This window comes from Citrobacter sp. CK195 (assembly GCF_030333365.1).
Lineage (GTDB): Bacteria > Pseudomonadota > Gammaproteobacteria > Enterobacterales > Enterobacteriaceae > Citrobacter_B > Citrobacter_B koseri.
Map to the genome: position 1 here is coordinate 105,273 of NZ_JAOWGB010000021.1, position 21,619 is coordinate 126,891.

At 55.3% G+C, this 21,619-nt stretch carries 20 protein-coding genes; 8 read left to right on the forward strand and 12 right to left on the reverse strand.

Going from position 1 to position 21,619, the window contains the following annotated elements; all coding sequences use genetic code 11:
- Positions 1 to 46: 46 nt before the first annotated feature.
- Complete coding sequence (locus tag OGX93_RS03695) at positions 47 to 622, reverse strand: helix-turn-helix domain-containing protein (RefSeq protein WP_286487772.1); 576 nt, start codon at positions 620 to 622, stop codon at positions 47 to 49.
- 37 nt (positions 623 to 659) lie between these two features.
- Here OGX93_RS03695 and OGX93_RS03700 point away from each other — a divergent pair, with 37 nt between their 5' ends.
- Positions 660 to 1,178, forward strand: coding sequence for a GNAT family N-acetyltransferase (locus OGX93_RS03700; protein WP_286449538.1), 519 nt, complete (start codon positions 660 to 662; stop codon positions 1,176 to 1,178).
- Positions 1,175 to 1,624, forward strand: coding sequence for a DMT family transporter (locus OGX93_RS03705; protein WP_047463644.1), 450 nt, complete (start codon positions 1,175 to 1,177; stop codon positions 1,622 to 1,624). Before OGX93_RS03700 ends, OGX93_RS03705 begins: the two co-directional genes overlap by 4 nt.
- A gap of 82 nt (positions 1,625 to 1,706) precedes the next feature.
- On the opposite strand, the gene OGX93_RS03710 is transcribed toward OGX93_RS03705, so the two are convergent.
- On the reverse strand, positions 1,707 to 1,940 hold the full coding sequence (locus tag OGX93_RS03710) for a YdcY family protein (protein ID WP_012132361.1): 234 nt from the start codon (positions 1,938 to 1,940) through the stop codon (positions 1,707 to 1,709).
- A gap of 17 nt (positions 1,941 to 1,957) precedes the next feature.
- Positions 1,958 to 3,556, reverse strand: coding sequence for an ABC transporter substrate-binding protein (locus OGX93_RS03715; protein WP_286449539.1), 1,599 nt, complete (start codon positions 3,554 to 3,556; stop codon positions 1,958 to 1,960).
- 282 nt (positions 3,557 to 3,838) lie between these two features.
- Here OGX93_RS03715 and OGX93_RS03720 point away from each other — a divergent pair, with 282 nt between their 5' ends.
- The 3 genes from OGX93_RS03720 to OGX93_RS03730 are packed head-to-tail and all read left to right on the forward strand — an operon-like array spanning position 3,839 to position 10,315.
- Positions 3,839 to 5,170 carry an SrfA family protein gene (locus OGX93_RS03720; RefSeq protein ID WP_286449540.1) on the forward strand — a complete coding sequence of 444 codons (1,332 nt, stop codon included), beginning with the start codon at positions 3,839 to 3,841 and terminating at the stop codon, positions 5,168 to 5,170.
- A 4-nt stretch (positions 5,171 to 5,174) separates the two neighbouring features.
- Positions 5,175 to 8,156, forward strand: coding sequence for a virulence factor SrfB (locus OGX93_RS03725; RefSeq protein WP_286449541.1), 2,982 nt, complete (start codon positions 5,175 to 5,177; stop codon positions 8,154 to 8,156).
- Complete coding sequence (locus tag OGX93_RS03730; protein ID WP_286449542.1) at positions 8,153 to 10,315, forward strand: virulence factor SrfC family protein; 2,163 nt, start codon at positions 8,153 to 8,155, stop codon at positions 10,313 to 10,315. The genes OGX93_RS03725 and OGX93_RS03730 overlap by 4 nt, the downstream gene beginning before the upstream one ends.
- A 64-nt stretch (positions 10,316 to 10,379) precedes the next feature.
- On the opposite strand, the gene OGX93_RS03735 is transcribed toward OGX93_RS03730, so the two are convergent.
- Positions 10,380 to 10,553, reverse strand: coding sequence for a GhoT/OrtT family toxin (locus OGX93_RS03735; RefSeq protein ID WP_049008504.1), 174 nt, complete (start codon positions 10,551 to 10,553; stop codon positions 10,380 to 10,382).
- A gap of 191 nt (positions 10,554 to 10,744) precedes the next feature.
- On the opposite strand from OGX93_RS03735, the gene yncL reads away from it, so the two are divergent.
- Positions 10,745 to 10,840: a stress response membrane protein YncL gene (yncL, locus tag OGX93_RS03740; protein ID WP_071818853.1), complete on the forward strand. Its 96-nt coding sequence runs from the start codon at positions 10,745 to 10,747 to the stop codon at positions 10,838 to 10,840.
- A 98-nt stretch (positions 10,841 to 10,938) separates the two neighbouring features.
- On the opposite strand, the gene patD is transcribed toward yncL, so the two are convergent.
- The 6 genes from patD to OGX93_RS03770 all read right to left on the reverse strand — a co-directional run bounded on the left by patD (position 10,939) and on the right by OGX93_RS03770 (position 17,581).
- Positions 10,939 to 12,363: an aminobutyraldehyde dehydrogenase gene (gene patD, locus OGX93_RS03745; RefSeq protein WP_286449543.1), complete on the reverse strand. Its 1,425-nt coding sequence runs from the start codon at positions 12,361 to 12,363 to the stop codon at positions 10,939 to 10,941.
- 319 nt (positions 12,364 to 12,682) lie between these two features.
- Entirely contained in the window at positions 12,683 to 14,092 is a 1,410-nt protein-coding gene (locus OGX93_RS03750) for an aminotransferase-like domain-containing protein (protein WP_110494249.1), read from the reverse strand.
- Positions 14,093 to 14,143: 51 nt separating this feature from the next.
- Positions 14,144 to 14,560, reverse strand: a complete 417-nt coding sequence (locus OGX93_RS03755) for a type II toxin-antitoxin system HicB family antitoxin (RefSeq protein ID WP_286449595.1) — start codon at positions 14,558 to 14,560, stop codon at positions 14,144 to 14,146.
- Positions 14,561 to 14,606: 46 nt separating this feature from the next.
- Positions 14,607 to 14,783: a type II toxin-antitoxin system HicA family toxin gene (locus tag OGX93_RS03760; RefSeq protein ID WP_071818852.1), complete on the reverse strand. Its 177-nt coding sequence runs from the start codon at positions 14,781 to 14,783 to the stop codon at positions 14,607 to 14,609.
- Positions 14,784 to 15,004: 221 nt separating this feature from the next.
- The gene (locus tag OGX93_RS03765) at positions 15,005 to 16,966 is read right to left on the reverse strand and encodes a peptidase U32 family protein (RefSeq protein WP_286449544.1); all 1,962 of its coding nucleotides are present in this window, start codon (positions 16,964 to 16,966) and stop codon (positions 15,005 to 15,007) included.
- 78 nt (positions 16,967 to 17,044) lie between these two features.
- Entirely contained in the window at positions 17,045 to 17,581 is a 537-nt protein-coding gene (locus OGX93_RS03770) for a helix-turn-helix domain-containing protein (RefSeq protein WP_286449545.1), read from the reverse strand.
- Between the two features lie 92 nt (positions 17,582 to 17,673).
- On the opposite strand from OGX93_RS03770, the gene OGX93_RS03775 reads away from it, so the two are divergent.
- Entirely contained in the window at positions 17,674 to 18,840 is a 1,167-nt protein-coding gene (locus OGX93_RS03775) for a benzoate/H(+) symporter BenE family transporter (protein ID WP_286449546.1), read from the forward strand.
- On the opposite strand, the gene OGX93_RS03780 is transcribed toward OGX93_RS03775, so the two are convergent.
- Positions 18,817 to 19,692 carry an AraC family transcriptional regulator gene (locus OGX93_RS03780; RefSeq protein ID WP_283314193.1) on the reverse strand — a complete coding sequence of 292 codons (876 nt, stop codon included), beginning with the start codon at positions 19,690 to 19,692 and terminating at the stop codon, positions 18,817 to 18,819. The two genes, OGX93_RS03775 and OGX93_RS03780, sit on opposite strands and share 24 nt — an antisense overlap.
- A 193-nt stretch (positions 19,693 to 19,885) precedes the next feature.
- On the opposite strand from OGX93_RS03780, the gene OGX93_RS03785 reads away from it, so the two are divergent.
- The gene (locus OGX93_RS03785) at positions 19,886 to 20,794 is read left to right on the forward strand and encodes a DMT family transporter (RefSeq protein WP_286449547.1); all 909 of its coding nucleotides are present in this window, start codon (positions 19,886 to 19,888) and stop codon (positions 20,792 to 20,794) included.
- Positions 20,795 to 20,826: 32 nt separating this feature from the next.
- Here OGX93_RS03785 and OGX93_RS03790 read toward each other — a convergent pair whose 3' ends face one another.
- Entirely contained in the window at positions 20,827 to 21,495 is a 669-nt protein-coding gene (locus OGX93_RS03790) for a DUF3313 domain-containing protein (protein WP_047463635.1), read from the reverse strand.
- Positions 21,496 to 21,619 lie beyond the last annotated feature (124 nt).

A 21,619-nucleotide genomic window follows, 5' to 3' on the forward strand; every position in this document is an offset into this window, starting at 1 on the left:
TGTTCTCCTCTGCTTGTGGCATGAATCCCTCAATAGTAGCCGAACATTAATTACCCGCGTGGTTTAAGCGCACAACCAGGTAAACGCATGTTTCCTGCGTCTCATTGATAAAACGGCAGTCGTTTGGCGGCCCCAGCTCCAGGCAGTCGCCCGCTTTCATCTCATGGCGAACCCCGCCTTCGACAAAGACCAGATCTCCCTGCTGTAGCCAGATAAGCTGTCTTGCCAGCGCGTAGGATGCCGCAGGCATCGGTACGTCACTCCCCGCCGGAAGCGAGATTTGTACGAGATCGATGGGCAGGTCGCTGCGCGGTGAGACGTGGCGGCGCAGATAGTGCGTCTGCGGGTCGTGCCAGACGGGTTGATCGGCAAAACGCAGCAGCTTGCCCTCCTGCATTTCTGCACGCGCGATCAGCGTCGACATGCTGATGCCAAACGCCCCGGAAAGCCGCCCCAGCAGCGTGGCCGTCGGGCTGCTCTCTCCGCGTTCGATTTTGTGGATCATGGCGCGCGATACGCCTGCCCGCTCGGCAAGCTCCGTCAGCGACCAGCCCCGCGATTCACGCTCAATGCGAATTCTTGCACTGATCCGTTGATTTATGCTGTCTTCGATAGTATTCATATCGTAATACTATAGTGAACAACAACTGAGGTTCAACATGTCTATTCGATTTGCTGGCAAAGAAGACTGCGCCGCCATCGCCGAAATCTACAATCACGCGGTATTGCACACGGCGGCAATCTGGAACGATCAAACGGTCGATGTGGATAACCGCATCGCATGGTTTGATGCGCGTCAGCTATCAGGCTATCCGGTTCTGGTCAGTGAAGAGAATGGCGTCGTCACCGGGTACGCCTCCTTTGGCGACTGGCGTAACTTTGACGGTTTCCGCCATACGGTTGAACATTCCGTATATGTCCACCCGGATCATCAGGGGAAAGGCCTCGGACGAGCGCTTCTCAGCCGTCTGATCGAGGAAGCGCGCGCATGTGGCAAGCATGTGATGGTCGCCGGAATCGAGTCGCAAAATCAGGCATCGCTGCATCTGCACGAAACGCTGGGGTTCCGCATTACCGCCCAAATGCCGCAGGTTGGCACCAAATTCGGCCGCTGGCTGGATCTGACGTTTATGCAGCTTCAGCTTGACGATCGCCGCGACCCGGATGCGCGCGAATGAACCAGACGCTGACCCTCGCCTTTCTGATTGCCGCCGGTATTGGGCTGGTTGTGCAAAACACGCTTATGGTGCGCATCACACAGAACTCGTCAACGATTCTCATCGCTATGCTGCTGAACTCGTTGGTCGGGATTGTCCTGTTTGTCAGCATTTTGTGGTTTAAACAAGGCGCGGCGGGGTTTAGCGAACTGGCTTCCAGCGTGCGCTGGTGGACGTTGATTCCCGGCTTGCTCGGATCGTTTTTCGTTTTCGCCAGTATTAGCGGGTATCAGTACGTTGGCGCGGCGACGACTATCGCGGTTCTGGTTGCCAGCCAGCTTATTGGCGGCCTGGTATTGGACATTTTGAGAAGTCATGGCGTGCCGTTACGTGCGCTGGCAGGCCCGGTTTGCGGCGCGGTGTTGTTGGTGATCGGCGCGTGGCTGGTCGCCAGACGCCAGTTTTAACTGCCGCTTCGCCGGATGGCGGCGTCGCGGCGTAAACGCCTTATCCGGCCTGTACATCCCTCACAGGCCGTGATTATCAACGTCAGAGAATGCTACCGCCTTTGGTAAGCTGTTCGCGACGCGCTTCCATATCTTCCTTGTACTGACGACCGTGATGCGCAATCGCCGTCCGTAGCCGCTGTTGCTGGGTGTAACGATCTTCCCGGCTCAGTTCGGCGTCATCGCTCAGCGCGATCAGCAGTTCGTTCATATGGGTAATGACGCTCTCTTCGATAGCGGCATCTACGCGCGCAGTGACCTCTTCCAGGTGCGACATAAACTCTCCTTAAACCATCAATTCAATTTAGCTTTTGAAAAATCACTGCCCATCAGGCTTACGCTGTATCCGGTTACGTTGCTGCGTGTGGCGTAGAACGTTTTGCCGTTTGCCAGCGCGATCCACGGCGCTTGCTGATAGAAAATATCCTGCGCCTGCTGGTAGAGCTGCGCACGTTCTTCCGGCTTGCTCACCTGTTTCGCTTTCTGGACGAGATCATCATACCCTTTATCGCACCAGCGCGCGGCATTTGAGCCGGTTTTTATGCTGTTGCAGCCCAGCAGCACATCGGCAAAGTTATCTGGATCGCCATTGTCAGACATCCAGCCGAACAGCGCGGTATCGTGCTCGCCTTTACGCATCCCGGACAGATACTCTCCCCATTCGTAAGAGACAATTTTCGCCGTCACGCCGACTTTTGCCCAGTCGCTCTGGATCATTTCCGCAATGCGCCGGGAATTGGGGTTATAAGGGCGTTGCACCGGCATCGACCAGAGCGTTGCCTCAAACCCCTTCTCCAGCCCCGCCTGCTTCAGCAAATCTTTGGCTTTTTGCGGATCGTAGTCGTAATCCTTCAGGTTGTTATTAAAGCCCATCATATTTGGCGGAATGGGCGATTTCGCCACCGTACCGGAACCGAGGAACACCGCGTTGATAATGGCTTTTTTATCAGTGGCGTAATTTAACGCCTGGCGCACCAGTACGTTATCAAACGGTTTTTTCTCGGTATTAAAGGCCAGATAGCCGACGTTCAGCGCATCGACCGAATGCAGCGTTAACGCGTTATTCTTTTTAATCTCGTCAAACTGTACGGGTGATGGCGCCGGAATAATCTGGCACTCGTTGGTTTGCAGTTTTGCCAGGCGCGTCTGGGCGTTAGGCGTAATCGAGAAAATAAGATGTCTGGTCGGCACTTCGCCATCCCAGTAGTTCGGGTTCGCCAGGTAGCGAATCTGTGAATCCTGCTTGTAGTGTTGCAGTACGTAAGGGCCAGTGCCGACAGGCCAGTTATCGACGTTTTCCGGTGTGCCTTTTTTCAGCATCGCATCGGCATACTCTGCGGAGAGAATGGAGGCGAAATCCATGCCCCAGTCAGCGAGGAATGCCGCATTGGGTTCGTTCAGCACAAACTGGACGTGATAATCGTCGACCTTTTTCACCTCTTTAATCAACTTATCGAGGCCGACATCATTGAAGTATTCGTAGCTGCCCTGCGACACATTATGGTACGGATGATCTGCATCCTTCTGGCGCAGCACCGAGAAAATAACGTCATCGGCATTAAAATCGCGCGTCGGTTTAAAGAATTTATTGCTGTTGAACTTCACGCCCTGACGCAACGTAAACGTGTATGTTTTCCCGTCCGGGGAAATCGTCCAGTCGGTCGCCAGCGACGGCACCGGCGTATTTTTTACCGGATCGAAATTGATCAGTCGGTTGTACAGCACCTGCGAACTGGCCACGAATGACGGGCCGGAACTGGCGATTTGCGGGTTAAACGATTCGGGTGAGGCTTCAGAACAGTAGATGATGGTATCGGTATTGGCCGCAAATGCCGCCCCTGCCGGTAAAAGTGCGCTGAGCGCCAGCGCGAGCAACGTTTTCCCTGTGGACATCGTTATAAGCCTTTTCATTTGATTATAAAGAGAGTCATATGAGCATAGCTTACAAAAGCTGACAAATAACGAATCACTCTCAGGTTATTCCGTTCTGGTATTTTTCGCTAATGAATGCGTCCTGCGGCGTGAAATAATTTCCCTTAAGTCTTTTTGAAAACGTCAAGATTTTTCCCCCGGCGCTATGCCATGAAAATTAGCCCCTTTTTGCCTCTCTTCCGCCGTTTGCTTGTCTTTGTAATCCGTAAAGTAGATGCGTGAAGAAGTCTAAGGGACAACAACGTGGCAAAAACTCTCTTACGTAGCGGCAATCTGGACGACTATCAGGCCGTGGGCGGCGGCGGTCAGGCCGTATTTGATTCCGCATTGCAAATTCGTGAAACGCTTCGTCTGCGTAAACAGCAGGCAATGGTGGATTGTCTGGCGATCCCGCAAATTAATGACAGCGGCGATCGCGTCGACTGGTATTCCCCGGTAGAGGGAAAAGCCATCGCATGGAAGGCCGCAGAGGAAGAAGCGCGATTTCGGGCGCTGCGCTACCTGAGCAGCACACTGGAAAACGCGGCGGCGCTGAGCCGCAAAAGTCTGCAATCCGGGAAAACTTCGTTGCAGCTGTTCGGTTCCCTGCTGGAAAAAGCGGTTCAGTTCCCTGGGGAAAACCACGTTTTTCTGGTTGATGGCAAACCGGTCATCACCTTCTGGGGGTTTGTGAATCTTAATGAAAACACCCGTGATGACGTGCTTGACTGCCTGCGCGCCATTGATGTTCCGCCCGTTCTGCCGCCTGCCGCTGAACCCGAGCAGGAGGTGGAAGATGAGCCGTTGCCAGAGGTGACGTTTGCCCGTTCCGATGAGCCATTACTGATGCCGGTGATGATTGAACGCCCCCAGGAACCCGAACCTGAACCGGTCGCCCCTGTTGTTGTCAGCGAACCGCAGGCGCCTTCACCATCTCCGACCGCTCCCGTGAAGCCCTCTTTGCGTCTGCCGCTATGGAGCCTGCCGGTTGCCGCCGTGATTGTCGCCGCCGTTGCGGCGCCGCTGTTGTGGAAACCGTCTGTCCCCGTCGCCGAGGCCACAACGGTCAGTACGCCGGTTGTCGCCGCGAAAGTAGACAGTAAACCGTTGCCGAAGATGATTGCCCAACTGCCGCTGCATCAGGCGGAAGTGATTCCGCCGGTGAAAAAAGCGAAGCCCGCAGATGAACCGGTGGTGATCGCCGCCATCCCCAAAGATGCGCTGGTGATGGATGCCGGTCAGATGAAAGCGGGAGTCACGCGCTTTTTGAATGGAAACTGGCGCGTACTGATTGACGTTAAAGATCCGGTCAGCGGAAAAGCGCCTTCGCTGCGTTACCAGATCCAGAACAATAAAGGCACCGCCCGGGTGGTACACGGTGACAACATCGTCTGCCGGGCGGACATTTTCTCCGGCCTGCATCAGACCGGAGAGCTGATGATCAAGAGCCGTGGTCACGCACGTTGCACCGATGGTTCGCGCTACCCGATGCCGGAAATCACCTGTAAAGCCAGCACGAATGACGTTGCGGCTTGCTCAGCGCGTTATGACGCCCATGCGGAAGTCCCGTTGACGATCAAAAAGATAGGTGCCTGATTTTATGTTGGTGAATCTGTGTGATTACAAACAAAGCGTAACGCTCATCGCAAACAGCGGCGTACAATTCCTCGACTTCGGCCTGACGCCGCAGGAGTCTGCCCATCTTGGTCGTTTCGTGCGTAAAACGGCGAACGGCCCCCTGCTCCGGCTCGACTTTGATCTGACCAACGGGCGCTATACGGTACCGGGGCGCACGGGGGGGCAACCTGAAGTGGTCAAACCGGAAAGCACCCAGATGTTGCACTATTCGCTGGATGTGCTGGATGGCGTCTGGTTGCCGCTCCCTTTCCTGCGCTTTAACCCTCCCCGTACGTTTGTGGAAGGCCCCGACAACTGGGCGCGCGTACAGGTGCGTAAGCTGCCTGAACCCGACAGCGCGGGCCATACGCACCGCATTACCGTGGCGCTGGACAGCCAGTTGAGCGAGAACGCGCCGGCGGCGCTGGCACCTAACGAAAACGACCTGCTCAATGGCACGCGGTTCGCGCTGGCCTGGCGCGATGATGAAATTGCCGATTTTCTTGACCAGACGTGGATTGACGGCTGGCTGCGCGAATCCTTCCTTCACCACGTCACCCAGGAGGAGAACCGCTCCGAGCAGGAGATTCAGCAGGCGCTGCGTAACTTTGAGTACCAGGCGCACTGGTTGAATCTGATGACGTTACTGGGGGAACAGCTTTCCGTACCAGAAGTGAAGCTGGTCACCCACACGCTCAGCACGCCTGCGATTCCGGTAGATCTGATTCTGGACGTCGGCAATACCCATACCTGCGGCGTATTGATTGAAGATCACGGCGACGCCAATGACGGTTTACGCCAGACGGCGGAATTACAGGTACGCTCTTTAAGTGAGCCGCAATGTCTTAACGATCCGCTGTTCACCAGCCGACTGGAGTTCTCTGAAGCGCGTTTCGGCAAACAGCATTTCTCGGTTGAAAGCGGCCGCGCCGACGCCTTTATCTGGCCATCGATTGTGCGCGTGGGCGACGAAGCCCGCAAACTGGCTATGCAGCGTCTGGGAACGGAAGGCAGCAGCGGGATCTCCAGCCCGCGTCGTTATTTGTGGGACGAAACCCCGGTTTTACAGGACTGGCGCTTCAGCCAGATGAACAGCAAAACGCAGCGAGAACCGCTCGCCACCGCCTTCCCGCTGATGAATCTGATGAATGACGACGGACAACCGTTATTCAGCCTGCCGCCCGATGACCGGTTGCCGGTCTTTTCGCCGCAGTACAGCCGCAGCACGCTGATGACGCACATGCTGTGCGAAATTCTGTCGCAGGCGCTGGGGCAAATGAACAGCGTGGCGACGCGGTTACGCCTCGGTTTTCCGGCGTCGCCGCGTCAGTTGCGCACGCTGATTCTGACCCTGCCATCGGCAATGCCGAAACAGGAACGCGAAATTTTCCGCCAGCGTATGTTCGAAGCCATCGCACTGGTATGGAAAGCGATGGGCTGGCATCCGCAGGATGAGGATTTTTCCTCCCGTAAACAGCAGGAAAAGAGCGTTGTTCCGGTGCCGGACATTCAGATGGAATGGGATGAAGCCAGCTGCGGACAACTGGTATGGCTGTATAACGAAGCGATTTCCCATTACGCCGGGCGCACGGAGACGTTCTTCAACGCCCTGGCTCGCCCGGACCGTTTGCCGGAACCGGGCGAAACCAAAGGTCGGGCGCTACGCGTGGCGTCTATCGACATCGGCGGCGGCACGACGGATATGGCGGTCGTCCACTACCAGCTTGATGACGGCGTCGGCGCGAACGTCAAGATTACCCCGCACTTACTGTTCCGTGAAGGGTTTAAAGTCGCGGGCGATGACATGCTGCTGGACGTCATCCAGAAATGCATATTGCCTGCGCTGCAAACCCGCTTACAGCAGGCCGGCGTGACGGACGCCGCCGCCCTGCTGGCAACGCTGTTTGGAGATTCAGGCCGCATTGATACGCAGGCGATTTTGCGTCAACAAACGGCGCTACAGCTGTTTATGCCGCTGGGGCACGCCGTACTGGCCGCCTGGGAACAGAGCGATGTTAACGATCCGCTCGCGGGTCTACACGCGACCTTCGGCGAACTGCTGACTCAACGCCCTACGCGCAACGTGATGAATTACATCCAGCAGGCGATCGACCATGCGCTGCCTTCAGGCTCACCGGCGTTCGATCTGCTGAGCGTACCGTTGCAGGTGCAGTTCAGTCACTTACAGGAGGCATTACTGGCCGGTCAGTTTACCCTGACCTCGCCGCTGCATGCCGTTTGCGAAGCGATTTCTCATTACCGCTGCGACATTCTGCTGGTGACGGGCAGACCAACCTGCCTGCCCGGCGTGCAGGCGCTGATCCGCCATTTACAGCCGGTTCCCGTTAACCGCATCGTCTGGATGGACAAGTATCGCGTCCATGAATGGTATCCCTTCAGCCAACAGGGGCGGATTGGCAACCCGAAATCAACCGCCGCCGTGGGGGCAATGCTGTGCAGCCTGGCGCTGGATTTACGGCTACCGCGCTTTAACTTTAAAGCCGCCGATATCGGCGCCTATTCCACCGTACGCTATCTCGGCGTTCTGGATAACACGGTCAATACCTTGCGTGATGAAAACGTCTGGTATCAGGAGATCGACCTCGATAAACCCGGCGCGAAGCTGGATACCCGTCTGCACTTCCCGCTTCGCGGCAATGTGACGCTCGGTTTCCGCCAACTGGCGAACAGCCGCTGGCCCGCGACCCCACTCTATACCCTGGGCATTAACTCAGCAGAGCTGGCGAAAACCATCGCCGGTGATGGCGTTCTCAATGTCCGGCTGCAACTGCGCGGCGGGAACAAAGAGACGGGGCCGGAATCGTTTGTGCTGAGTGACGCCTGGCTACAGGATGGAACGCCCGTCGCCGCGAATGCCCTGACCTTAAAACTGAATACCCTGGCCGACCGTCGTCATAGCGGCAGCCACTACTGGATCGACAGCGGGAGCGTGTACCTGAAATGAGCAAGACGTTAAACACCACACAGGCCGCCATTGCGTGGGTTAACCATACACGTCAGCACGCAGTACGCCTGGATGATGAAGCGGACGCCCTGCTGGCGCAGCTCACACTCGCCGCCGCCGGTGAATCGGCGCTGAATGCCGCGCAACAGGCAAGAGGCAGCATCGGTCTGTATGGCCATTCACAATCCTCAAAAGCGCATCTGCTTGGCGCGCTGTGCGGTAACGGCGAGGGAAAACTGAACATCGCCACGCCGGATCGCTGCTTTGACTATTTTACCCATATCAACCCAGGCCATGCGCCAGCCAATATGGCGATCCGTTTTACGCAGGATGAAAGCGCGGCGGTTGATAGCGAATGGCCGCTACGTCTGCGGCTCATCAGTGAAGCTGAACTGGTACAACTGTTTATCACCTGGGCCAGCGCCTCGCCCGATAACCGGCAGGTCGAAAAATCCATTATTGAGACGCGGTTAGAAAAGTGGCAGGCGCTGCGTCAGCGTCAGCCGGTTCAGGGCGTGACCGCAGAGGACGTCGCCGCCATTGCCCGTTTCTGGCGCGCCTGCGTTCCTGTCGGGCAACAGCAAATCGACGATGCGCTCTGGCATCAGTTCGCCTCCCTGCTGCCCTCGGTGGATCTGACGACCCGCGCCAGCGCCTGGGCATTACTCTGGGGCGAACAGCCTGAATTAACGCAACAGTGGCTAACGCTGGCGCGTACGCTGCAACAGACCGGCCATGCGCAAGAGTTAGCGGCGCCGTTGAGTCTGCTGGTCGATCATTTTGGCCTTCCGGCAGAAAGTTTTCTGACCCAGGGCGCGTTATCCGGCAACGACGCGCAGAGCGACGTCGTTGTACATCCTGTTGAGCACCATCAGTTACTCAATGCGGTGAGCCTATCTCTGGATTCACTGGCTTTGCTGACGCGTGAACTGGTGCTTAGCGTTGAAAACACGGCGCTGGATAATGTCGATCTGCTTGATATTCCGCTGGCGCCGGATGCGCACCCGCATCCACTCTGGCGGGCAAAACTCGGCTGGATGCTGGAACATTATCGCCAACATTTGCAGCCCGATGTGCTGGTCATTTGCAATGCCACCTCCGCCCGATCGCAGACGCCCGCTGCCGCCCGCACGCTGCTGGGCTGGGTGAACGATACACAACCGCTGCGCGACGCCGCGCTACCGGGCGTGGTCTGGGCCATTACGCCGCAGGATGCGCGTTTCACAACGCAGCAGAATCTTGATGAAGCCGTGCAGCAGTTAATGGGGAAACCCGGCCTTCACTGGGGCACCCTTCAGGCGCTAGATAAACACAGCTTGCAGCGTCTGGTGGAATGGCTGTCACAGGCGACATCGCCGTTACAGCGCCAGGCGCGGCTGGCCTCCCTGTGTGAGCAGCATCAACAACAGCTTCATGACCTGCTGTTGAGCCATATCACCCCAAAAGACAGCGGCAATAAGGCGACGGAATCCGTTATTCGCCAGCTTCAGGGGCAAGCCGCCCGGCATGGCGAGTTGCTCGACGGGCTTCTGCCGCCGATACACCATTTTGAGTCGCTTTTGCGTATCCAGCAGCCGCGCGAGGAGCAGGTCAGCGGCCTGTTTAATGAAGAGATCGATCTGTTTGCGGATGAGCCAGACGCTCCCCGCCCGGCAGAAAACAAAGAGACAGGGTATCTGGCCCACAAAATGTGGATTAACCATGTGCGCCAGTGGAGCCGAAATGAGAGCAACGCCCGTCGTTTAGGTCTGGAGTCGCATACGCTCAGGCTGGTCGTGGATATTCTGATTACCGCCAGCTATCGGCTTAACGTGCCTCAGCAGTTACAGCAGATTATGCAGCGTGAAGAGGTTTGCGGCGCGCAGCTGCATGCCGGGATCGGTAACTTTATCGCCTGGCTTGGCTACGAAAATGTGGCGGAGGACGCCCGACCCGCCAGCCGGTTCCAGAAAGGATCGGCGATCTTCAGTGCGCCTCGCCTGCAACCGATGGCCCGGCTCACCCAACTGGATGAACAGCCGGTACATGCCGCCAGTCGCTATGTGTATGACTGGCTGGTCGCGCTCTATACCCGGGCAAATGAAAATAAGGGGTATCAGCATCCGCAGGATGTGTCCGACGCCGACAAAAAACGGCTGATGGCGCTGCTCAATGCCTGATGGCGCTACGCAACATCGTAAGCCGGATAAGGCGCTCGCCCGCCATCCGGCAATCTTCATCTCATCAAAACAACGAAAATAACAATGCGACGGGCAGACTCATCGGCCAGGTTGCGCCCACGAGAATGGCGCTCAGAAAGCGGATACGTTTTTTATCGTGGGAAAGAAACCAGGTAATCAGGCAGGCAATCGCCGCCATCACTGCGTAAAAAACCAACATTTTTTGGTAGAGCGACATTTCGGGCATCCGAACCAGAGGGGAAAAACGCGCGCAATATGCTCTTTTTTTTGACGTACATCAAGTTTTATCCGTACTATTCAGCAAAACGCTGAAATAGCGGCACCATTCACCATGTTCATATTTTGTCTTATTGCGGATTGCCTGAACCCGTACTATACACAAAGGGGTCATAACGAAAGGTGGCAAAAATGAATGTTTCCAGTAAAACCGTGGTGCTGATAAATGTCTTTGCTGCTATTGGACTTTTTGGCCTTATCTCATTGAGATTCGGCTGGTTTGCCTGATGTACTGAGTGCTTGCTGCGCATACTGGCAGAGAGCGTTCCTCCTCTCTGCCATCGATTTACGATCTTCCCATACCGCGCCGGAACGGTAAATTATCCTTAATGTTTAACCATTATGTGGCGGATAACCGTATAGTCTTCCAGCCCATAAAGTGACATATCCTTGCCGTAGCCCGAGCGTTTTTGCCCACCGTGCGGCATCTCGCTCACCAGCATGAAATGCGTATTAACCCAGGTGCAGCCATACTGCAATCGCGCGCTCAGGCGATGCGCCCGACCCACATCTTTCGTCCAGACGGATGATGCCAGCCCGTACTGAGTATCATTTGCCCACGCCAGCACCTGCTCTTCATCATCAAACACCGTCATGCTGACAACCGGGCCGAACACTTCTCGCTGCACGATGGCGTCCTCCTGTTTTGCGCCGGCCAGCAGCGTTGGCGCAAAATAGTATCCTGCGCCGTCCAGTTTCTGGCCGCCGGTCACCACGTTGATATGTCCGAGCGCTTTCGCCTCTTCCACCGCTTTTGTCACTCGCTCAAGGTGCGCCTGCGAGCTGAGCGGCCCAAGCTCAGTCGATTCGTTGTTTGGCGAACCGGTTTTCAGGCTGGCGACCGCCGCGCCGAGTTTCTCAACCAGCGCGTCATAGATCCCTTTTTGCGCATAGATACGACAGGCCGCCGTACAATCCTGCCCGGCATTGTAGAAACCGAACGTTCGCACACCTTCGACAACGGCATCCAGATCGGCATCATCAAAGACAATCACCGGAGCCTTACCGCCTAATTCCATGTGCGTGCGCTTAATGGAGGGCGCGGTATGTTGAATAATGTGCTCGCCCGTCGCAATCGAGCCGGTCAGGGAGACCATCCGTACTTTTTCATGCCCGGTGAGTGGATCGCCGACCGTCTTGCCCCGCCCGAACAGCACGTTAAGCACGCCTGGCGGGAAAATATCCTTCGCAAACTCCGCCAGCTTCAATGCCGTCAGCGGCGTGATTTCAGACGGTTTTATCACCACACAGTTACCCGCCGCCAGCGCTGGCGCCAGTTTCCAGGCCGCCATCATCAGCGGATAGTTCCACGGCGCGATCGAGGCGACGACCCCAACCGGATCGCGGCGGATCATCGAGGTATGCCCTTCCAGATACTCCCCCGCCGCCAGGCCGTTCAGACAGCGTGCGGCGCCGGCAAAGAAGCGAAATACATCGACAATCGCCGGGATCTCATCATTGAGCGCGCAATGCAGCGGCTTCCCGCAGTTTTGCGACTCCAGTTCGGCGAATGTCTGCGCATTTTCCTCAATCACGTCCGCCAGCGTTAGCAGCAGCTCCGCTCTGGCTTTTGGCGTGGTTTGCCCCCATTCCGCGAATGCCCGGTCTGCGGCGCGAACGGCGGCATCTACCTGTGCGGGCGACGCCTCTGCAATCTCCAGAATCACCTCGCCCGTCGCCGGGTTGTAGACGGGCTGTTTTTCACCTTCACCGCTGACCAGCTCGCCGTTAATCAGTAATTGATGTGGCATACATCTTACTCCTGTCGCAAAATATTGAGCGGCAGCCTTGCCGTAAATATATGTCCTTTCCTAAAAATAGTCGGCGGGTCTGCCGCGCACCTGTTGGGATAAGGAATTTTAATCAGGTTGTGAGCTGACGCGCATTACGCAGCTCCACGCGGCGCACATGTTCCATCTTTCGGAGTATAGACAAGGAGTTAGGCTGAGGATGGAAAAGACGGGGGGTATTGATATTTCCTATGGCGAGTCAGCGATAAATAACGTTCTGCCCTGATAATCGATACGTTTTCTCTATTTTGGCTAAAACCAAAAGATGGCAACGCGTATTTTATTTCAGCATATCGCGAATAAGTTTCCCCAGTTGAGATACCGCCTGCTCCTCTCTTTCTCCCCACCCCCATGCGGTATTAAACCGGAAAAAATGCGACCAGGTATCAGAGGTCGAAAACATTTTACCAGGGGCGATACTGATCTGATGCGCCAGAGCCTGCGCACTGAGTTCCCCGGCATCAAGAGATTCGGGCAGTTCCAGCCAGAGAAAATAGCCGCTGTCATTGTGGTGAATCTTCACCTCAGCGGGCAGATGGCGCAGCAGCGTTTGCCAGGCCTGCTGTTTTCGCTCCGCCAACTGGCGGCGCAGACGACGCAAATGCGCGTCATAGCGGCGTGTCGAAAGGTAATCGACCAGAGCAAGCTGCATTGGTGAACTGGTGGATAGCGTACTCATCAGCTGTAGCCGCTGAATTTGTCTGGCGTACTTTCCCGCTGCAACCCAACCGATACGAAAACCGGGAACCAGACATTTCGAGAATGACGAGCAATGCAATATTTTGTCGTGGCGATCCCAGGCTTTGGCAGGCAGCGGTTTGTCGCGGCCAAAATAGAGCTCGCTGTACACGTCATCCTCAATCAGCACGACGTTGTACTGATCCAGTAACGCGACCAGCCGCGCTTTTTTCTCCGGGCTAAGGGTGAAGCCGAGCGGGTTTTGGCTATTGGTCATCAGCCAGCACGCCTTCACCGGATACTCCTGTAATGCCTGTTCCAGCGCAGCTAAATCGATCCCCTCTTTTACATCCGTGGCGACAGAAAGCGCTTTCAGGCGGAGTCGCTCCAGCGCCTGTAACGCGCCATAAAAGCAGGGATTCTCCACAATAACCCAGTCGCCCGGTTCGGTAACCGCCTGAAGGCTGAGGTTCAGGGCTTCCAGCGCCCCGGCGGTAATGACGATTTCATCAGGAGAGACGGTAATTCCCTGCTGCGCATAGCGTCGGGCGATGGCATGGCGCAGCTCGCTGTTCCCCGGCGGCAGGTTCTCAATCACGCTCATGGCCGTGGCGGTTTTACTGACCTGCGCCAGGGAACGGTTAAGCTGCTGCAACGGAAACAGACGCGGGTCTGGAAAGGCTGAGGCGAACGGCATCACCGACGCATCCCGGCTGGCCTGCAACATTTCGAAAATATAGGTATTAATATCAACGGATTCATCGCGCATTACCTGCACGGGCGGCATCGCAGGCTGGCGCACCGGGCGCGCCGCCACGTAATAACCCGACTGCGGACGCGCAATAATGCGCCCCTGGCTTTCCAGCAACTGATACGCGTGTCCTACGGTCATAAAGCTCATGCCGCTGCTGACCACCTGCTCACGCAAGGAGGGTAATCGATCGCCAGGCTGCCACACGCCGGAGGCGATTTGATCGCAAATTTGTTCCGCCAGTCGCTGATATTTCTTCATCGTTTTTTTATTTCACACAATATGTAATGCCTGCTGGAACAACCGGAAAAGCTAAAGCATAGTCAGCGATAACTCTTTACCCAATGCTCTGGCCGCAATCTGTACAGCATCGATTTTCGTTGCGTGTTTTAAGTCGAATAGTCGGGTAATTTCCTGCTTGGGTCTGCCAATGCGCCTCGCCAGCTCCTGCTGCGTGATTTTTGATTCAAGGAACGCATTCAACAAAAGGACTTTAGACGCAATGCTAAGAGGAATCTCCACATAATCATCAGCGTCATCAACCATTGAAGGTAAAGGAATTGGCTGGTTATCTTCAAAATAAAATTCAAAGGCGGTGACTAATGCGCCCTGCGCGGCTTCGAGAGACTCATGGCGGGTGTCACCTTGTGTTAACGCTTCTGGAATGTCCGGGAACGACACAACATAACCCCCTTCTTCTGCGGGAATGAGATTGACGGGATAACGCATAGTTTCTGGTAACGCTCTCATGTGATCAACCTTATATATCTGATGATTAATTCAAACCAAGCTGCTTTAGTATTGCTTTACGCAGGGTGTCTTTAATTTCATCACCAGGATGTCTGGGCATGACGCTTCGTTTGTCGTGATATCTCAACTTCAAATGATTCGTTCCATTTGTTACATCGACTCCCTGAGATTCAAGCCAGCGTCTGAACTCGCTCTGCTTCACCGTGCCTCCCTGCCATGTATTATAACCATAAGGTAAACATTTTTGTTTACCTTTTCTCTTTTTTTGAATGTTATACACCCCGAAATGGCTTTTGGCTGATTAACACTCAAAAACCGGAAAGCCGGTTCCAGTTTTGCGGGAAGGTTAACTATGGTGAGAGGGGGTTTAAGGTACATCAGGCGTGGCCGGGTGACGCTCAGCGTTCCCGGCCAGCCGCTGACTTAGTTTTTACGTTTTGGCAGCGTTTTCATCAGTTCTTCCGGGCTTACGGAGGCGACAACGCTGCCGGGCAAGGGCATTTTCAGAATATGATTTTTGATCTTGCCGATAACGTGCATTTCGCACGGACGGCAATCAAACTTCAGCGTCAATACTTCATCGCCGTGCACCAGTTGCATCGGCGTTGCTTTCCAGCTTTTGATATTCCCTTTCGCCTGTTTCGGGCACAGGTTAAAGGCAAAGCGCAAACAATGTTTGGTGATCATCACCGGCACATCGCCCTTCTCCTGGTGCGCCTCATACGCCGCGTCGATCAGCTGGACGCCGTAGCGATGATAAAACGCGCGCGCTTTGTGATTGTAGACGTTAGCCAGGAAGCTCAAATGCGTTTCCGGGTAGACCGGGGCTGGTTGCGCCACCGGCTTACGGCTGCCGCGTTGATAGTTCGCCAGACGCGCCGCATCCAGCATCTCTGCCGCTTCGCGACGGAACTGGTTGAGTAAACTGTTCGGCACGAACAGTGCGCCGGGGAGATTCACCTCGACATTACGCGCGTAGTACATCGTCTGTCCCAGCTTCGCCACGCCTTCTTTCAGGTTGTTCAACGCTTTTTCGGCGTTGTTCGCCTCGTCAAACTGACCCTCCAGCGTATGGGTGACGCTCACGCCCTCTTCGCTGGTCAGCGTCAGAATTAGCTGTTCCTGCCAGCCGCCTAACGCGATATCCACCGCCACCCGGCGTTCGCTGGAGGTTTTGGTTAACGCCTGCTGCCAGTTGTGGTCGAGATTACGGTTCAGCGGATGATGCGGGCGCACTTTATGCAGGTCGGACGGCATTTCATTCGGCCAGACGCGATAACGGTTCTGCCCCGTCTTTTCCACCGTATTAGCGCGAAATCCCACCACTTCACGTTTGATCAGCACATTCAGGCCATCGCCGTTGGATAACGGTTCCGTCACCTCAACGTCCAGGTGATCTTTTGTCACTTTGACGACTTCGCCTACCGGCAAACCAATAAATTTTGGCGAATCGAACGCGCCGATATCCCCTTTACGGGCGTTAACAAAATAGTCGGTACTGCCGCGATGGAAGGTTTTATCCGTAGAAGGAATAAAAAAGTGCTCAGTACGACCGGCGGAAGCCCGCGCCAGGTCGCCACGCTCCTCGATAATCGCATCCAGCATCTGGCGATAGTGCGCCGTGATGTTCTTCACATAGCTCATGTCTTTGTAGCGTCCTTCAATTTTGAAGGAGCGCACGCCGGCATCGATCAACGCGCCCAGATTGGCCGTCTGGTCATTATCTTTCATCGACAACAGGTGTTTTTCGTACGAGACCACCCGCCCCTGATCGTCTTTTAAGGTGTACGGCAGGCGACAGGCCTGAGAGCAGTCGCCACGGTTAGCGCTGCGACCGGTCTGCGCATGAGAGATATAGCACTGCCCGGAATAAGCCACGCACAGCGCGCCGTGGATGAAAAACTCAATAGTAGCGTCGGTGGCCTGATGAATCGCCTGGATCTGGCTCAGACTCAGTTCGCGCGCCAGCACAATCTGGGTGAAACCGACGTCGGCAAGGAATTTCGCCTTTTCAACGCTGCGGATATCACACTGCGTACTGGCATGCAGTTCAATGGGAGGAATGTCCAGTTCCAGGATGCCCATATCCTGCACAATCAGCGCATCGACGCCGGTCTGGTACAGATCGGTAATCAGCCGTTGCGCGGGCTCAAGCTCATCATCATGCAGAATGGTGTTTAACGTCACAAAGATCTTCGCGCCATAGCGATGCGCAAAAGGCACCAGTTCCGCGATATCTTTCAGGCTGTTACTGGCATTATGCCGCGCGCCGAAGCCAGGCCCGCCGATGTAAACAGCATCGGCGCCATGTAAGATCGCTTCACGAGCAATGGCGGTATCGCGTGCCGGACTTAACAGTTCAAGGTGATGAGGTTGCTGGCGCATACGGTTAATATCATCCAATAACAGCAAAATGGCGGCTATTGTAGTCAGAAGCGCGACGTTTCGGAATACTTTTCCCGTCTAACTATGTGGGTAATGGATCAAGGAGTGAAAGTGAACCGTCTGGTCGCTGTTATTGCGATACGCATGGGCGGCATCTCCCGCAAAACGCACGCCTTCGCCGGATTTGAGCGTGCGCCATTCCCCGGCAATACACATATCCAGCGTTCCCTGAATCACCACCACATGTTCGATGACGCCTGCCTCATGCGGCGTCGATTCGCTAAGCGCGCCCGGGGCCATCAATATTGAAAAATGGTCAAAACAGAGCTGCGGGTCCCACGGAAACAGCGGCGTGATCACCATTGCCTGCTGCTGCGGGTCGAAGGTCGGGAGATCCTCCGCTTCCGGCGGGGAGATAAACGTTGAAAACGGGACATTCAATCCGGTGGCAATCTTCCATAATGTCGATACCGTCGGGCTGGATTCGTTGCGCTCTATCTGGCCGAGCATTGCTTTTGAAACCCCTGTCGCTTCCGCCAGACGCGACAGACTCCATTCTCGCTGTTGGCGCAGCGCCTTCAGCGTCGTCGCCAGATAATGGGTCAGGTTGTCCATTTTTCTCCTCCGGTAAAGCCGCAGTCTATCACTTGTGCGCTATAGCGCTCAATGCTACAGTTTGTGACCGTTATAACGCACAAGGGGCAATTATGCGTTCGTTTTCACTTCCTCTGCCAACCGTGTTGTCTGGTTTTGTTGCGGTCCTGGTCGGCTATGCAAGCTCAGCGGCAATCATCTGGCAAGCCGCTATTGCCGCCGGCGCATCAACCGGACAAATTGCCGGATGGATGACGGCGCTTGGCATCGCGATGGGCATCAGTACGCTGGCGCTAACCCTATGGTATCGTGCTCCGGTACTGACGGCATGGTCAACGCCCGGCGCCGCGTTACTGGTTACCGGCTTGCAGGGGCTCACGCTGGCGGAGGCCATCGGCGTATTTATTGTCGCGAATGCGTTAATCGTCCTGTGCGGCGTAACCGGGTTGTTTGCCCGCTTAATGCAGGTGATTCCGCATTCTCTTGCCGCCGCGATGCTGGCCGGTATTTTATTGCGTTTTGGTTTGCAGGCGTTCGGTCATCTGGATGGCGAGCTGTTTCTGTGCGGCAGTATGCTGCTGGCGTGGTTAGCGCTGAAAGTGCTGGCGCCGCGCTATGCGGTTATCGCCGCAATGGTTGTCGGTATTCTGGTTGCAAGCATGAAAGGTGACATTGTCACGTCCAGCATAACCTTCTCCCCGGTGCTACCGGCGTTTATCGCGCCCCATTTCTCGCTTGCTCATAGCCTCGGCGTCGCCATTCCACTGTTTCTGGTGACAATGGCGTCACAAAACGCGCCCGGTATCGCCACGATGAAAGCCTCCGGTTACTCCCTTCCGGTTTCGCCGCTGATCGTATTTACAGGGCTGCTGGCGCTGGTTTTATCTCCTTTTGGCGTCTACTCCATATGCATTGCCGCTATTACCGCCGCCATTTGCCAGAGTCCCGAAGCGCACCCGGACGCCGGGCGTCGCTGGCTGGCTGCGGCTGTCGCAGGCGGGTTCTATCTGCTGGCGGGATTGTTCGGCGGTTCCGTCACCGCTCTGATGGCCGCCCTGCCCGTAAGCTGGATTCAGATGCTGGCCGGGCTGGCGCTGCTGGGAACAATCAGCGGCAGTCTGTACCAGGCATTGCTTAATGAAACGGAGCGTGATGCCGCTATCGTGACCTTTCTCGTCACCGCAAGCGGGCTGACGCTGCTGGGCATTGGCTCTGCGTTTTGGGGACTGGTAGTCGGAGGCGTCTGCTACGGGGTGCTATCGTTTGCTCGCCGCGCGTAACTGCGACGGCGTCTTACCGGTCACCTGCTTAAAGCGATTGCTGAAATGGCTCGCCGAACTGAATCCGCAGGCCATCGCGATCTCTGACAGCGAACGGGTTGAATGACAGACCCATTGCTGTGCCAGCGCCATACGCCGCTGCATCACGTACTGGTGCGGCGCCATGTTCATCGACTGGCGAAACATTCTGGCGAAATGAAATTCGCTCAATGCCGCCTCGCGCGCCAGGTCGCTTAGCGTCAGCGGCTCAGCAAGATGCGCTTCAATGTACGCCAGCACATTGCGCAGCGTGGCGGGCGCCAACCCGCCAGTAACCGTCGGGAGACGCCACTGCACGTTACTGTAATGCTGCACCAGATGCGTCAACAGCAGTGACGAGGCGGCGCTGAGAGTCATATGATTCGCCGATTGCTGCCAGTCATTTCCCAGCAGGAACTGGCGATAAACCGCCGTTATTCCCGGATCGTTGCCAAAGGTGCGCTCATCCAGGGTAAAGCTGTACGGGCTTTTATCCCAGACCTTTTCCCCAACATCCCGCAGATGGGCATCTGTACAGTAGAGATGGACAAACGACAGGTCGTCGCGAATATCCCAGACGGACTCACTCTCTTTTGGCATCAGACAGAAGCGATCCGGCCCCCCGCCATTCTTCCAGCCGCCCGGCGTTTTGTGGTAGCTCTCGTAGCCGTCAGCGACATACAGGCTGAGAGTATGGTGATCGCAATATTGCGTAATGTTGTCACGTTTATTTGACCATGCCGCCAGCTGGACACCCGAATGCAACGCAACCGAGTCATGCAGCACGGCATTATGTTTGCGTAAATTTTCAAAGGCATCATAAGACTGAGACATACCATCACATCACAAAGCAGTAATAAGTAGAATCTCAGTCTATAACAGCCACGACCCGTTTCCAGCCCTCACCGCTCAGACAGCGGCAAAAAAGCGCAAGATTTTGCAAGTCATCCGCAAACCGGTGCAAGCGCGCGCATTTTTTACATGTCACATTCCTTCTTCGGATAATAAAGATAAAGAAGAGAGTGTTATGAACGCATTATTATACTGTCTGGTGGTTGTCATTTGGGGAACCACCTGGATTGCGATTTATCTGCAACAAGGCCCGGTATCGGCGCCCGTGTCCATTTTCTGGCGGTTTGCCGTCGCCAGCGCGTTAATGATGCTCATCCTGCTGGCGAGCGGGAAATTACGAAAATTATCCGGGCGCGACCACCTGTTTTGCCTGTTACAGGGCGGATGCGTCTTCTGCTTTAATTTCTGGTGTTTTTATAGCGCCGCCGCCTGGATCAATACGGGGCTGGAGTCCGTCATTTTCTCAATGGCCGTACTGTTCAATGCGGTTAACAGCTTTGTGTTCTTCGGGCATAAACCGCCGCTACGCTTTTATTACGCTGCCGGTCTGGGATTAACGGGCATTATCACGTTGTTCTGGCAGGATCTGGCCAACAGCGGCTGGAACCACTCGCTGTTACTGGGGATTGGTCTGAGCGCGCTGGGAACGTTTGGCTTCTCTTTGGGCAATATGATCAGCATGCGCCATCAGAGAAAAGGTCTGGAAGTCATGACCACCAACAGCTGGGCGATGCTGTACGGCACGCTGCTGATCGCCGCCATTGCCTGTATACGCGGCGATAACTTCACGCCGCAATGGACGTTGAGCTACCTCGGCGCCCTGCTGTATCTGGCAATATTCGGTTCCGTTATCGCGTTTGGCGCGTATTTTACTCTGGTGGGACGCATCGGCCCTGGCAACGCGGCCTACAGTACGCTGCTGTTTCCTCTGGTGGCGCTGACAATATCCACACTCTACGAAGGTTACGTCTGGAAAATGAATGCCGTTGTTGGATTAGTGCTGATTCTGGTTGGAAATCTGGTGATGTTCACCCGTCCAGAGGCGTTAATGAGTAAGTTAATTTACCGTCGCCGGGCGGCATAAAAAAACGCGCCATCCAAAGATGGCGCGTGAACTTATTTTTTACCGACATCAAACATGGTGGCATCAGTCGCCATGTCATCAATCACTTCTTTCAACGTTTCAAACGCCATCGGCGTATTTTCGTTGCTCAGGTCTTTACCCTCGCCCTGACGAACCACTTTCACCACCGGTTTATTGGTGGCGGCATCAATCAGCTCGCCTTCAAAGTAAAGATGCGTATCCATTGTGCGATGACCTGTCGCCATCTGCGTACCCGCAACCACCAGGGCGACCGGCACCACTTCATAGAATTGCAGCCCCTCTTTGCTGGTATCAACGCCGGTTATCGCGCCGCGGAAAATCAGGCTACGCGGCCCTGGGGTCGTTACCAGAGGTTTACGTTTCTCAATGGCCGTTTTCAGTTGGGTATCGGTATAGCTTCGTAATTTATCCAGAACCTGCTGCCCGACCTGCGTCGTGGGTTTTGGCACCGGATAGTAGGTTATCGGGTTCCAGACGATGCTGTCATATTTAGACTCATCAAAGCTGGAGTCAACCCAACGGAGCACCGGTTTTCCCGTTGCGGAGGTTGTTTCTTTCAGCCCTGAATAATCTTTTAAGAACCCAGAATATTTATCCGGCTGAGTGATTTTTGACGCACAGCCAGATAAAGCCAATAAGCCAGAAAGCACTGCAACTTTAAATAAAGTATGAGTACGCATGGAAACTATCCCTTTTGTTTTTGCAGATATGCAATTGGAATAGTAGCAAAAGGAAACTAATCTGGATGGACTATAAATGGTATCGCCAGCACAAATTCAACACGGCGAGTTGCAGGCCGTATCA

Coding starts and splice junctions, on each gene's coding strand:
- OGX93_RS03750 (WP_110494249.1), bottom strand. CDS start 14,092: ATGAAGAAATATCAGCGACTGGCGGAACAAATTTGCGATCAAATCGCC.
- OGX93_RS03695 (WP_286487772.1), bottom strand. CDS start 622: ATGAATACTATCGAAGACAGCATAAATCAACGGATCAGTGCAAGAATT.
- OGX93_RS03710 (WP_012132361.1), bottom strand. CDS start 1,940: ATGTCGCACCTGGAAGAGGTCACTGCGCGCGTAGATGCCGCTATCGAA.
- OGX93_RS03755 (WP_286449595.1), bottom strand. CDS start 14,560: ATGCGTTATCCCGTCAATCTCATTCCCGCAGAAGAAGGGGGTTATGTT.
- OGX93_RS03715 (WP_286449539.1), bottom strand. CDS start 3,556: ATGTCCACAGGGAAAACGTTGCTCGCGCTGGCGCTCAGCGCACTTTTA.
- OGX93_RS03700 (WP_286449538.1), top strand. CDS start 660: ATGTCTATTCGATTTGCTGGCAAAGAAGACTGCGCCGCCATCGCCGAA.
- OGX93_RS03770 (WP_286449545.1), bottom strand. CDS start 17,581: ATGGACAACCTGACCCATTATCTGGCGACGACGCTGAAGGCGCTGCGC.
- yncL (WP_071818853.1), top strand. CDS start 10,745: ATGAATGTTTCCAGTAAAACCGTGGTGCTGATAAATGTCTTTGCTGCT.
- OGX93_RS03775 (WP_286449546.1), top strand. CDS start 17,674: ATGCGTTCGTTTTCACTTCCTCTGCCAACCGTGTTGTCTGGTTTTGTT.
- OGX93_RS03790 (WP_047463635.1), bottom strand. CDS start 21,495: ATGCGTACTCATACTTTATTTAAAGTTGCAGTGCTTTCTGGCTTATTG.
- OGX93_RS03780 (WP_283314193.1), bottom strand. CDS start 19,692: ATGTCTCAGTCTTATGATGCCTTTGAAAATTTACGCAAACATAATGCC.
- OGX93_RS03730 (WP_286449542.1), top strand. CDS start 8,153: ATGAGCAAGACGTTAAACACCACACAGGCCGCCATTGCGTGGGTTAAC.
- OGX93_RS03705 (WP_047463644.1), top strand. CDS start 1,175: ATGAACCAGACGCTGACCCTCGCCTTTCTGATTGCCGCCGGTATTGGG.
- OGX93_RS03735 (WP_049008504.1), bottom strand. CDS start 10,553: ATGTCGCTCTACCAAAAAATGTTGGTTTTTTACGCAGTGATGGCGGCG.
- OGX93_RS03785 (WP_286449547.1), top strand. CDS start 19,886: ATGAACGCATTATTATACTGTCTGGTGGTTGTCATTTGGGGAACCACC.
- OGX93_RS03765 (WP_286449544.1), bottom strand. CDS start 16,966: ATGCGCCAGCAACCTCATCACCTTGAACTGTTAAGTCCGGCACGCGAT.
- OGX93_RS03725 (WP_286449541.1), top strand. CDS start 5,175: ATGTTGGTGAATCTGTGTGATTACAAACAAAGCGTAACGCTCATCGCA.
- patD (WP_286449543.1), bottom strand. CDS start 12,363: ATGCCACATCAATTACTGATTAACGGCGAGCTGGTCAGCGGTGAAGGT.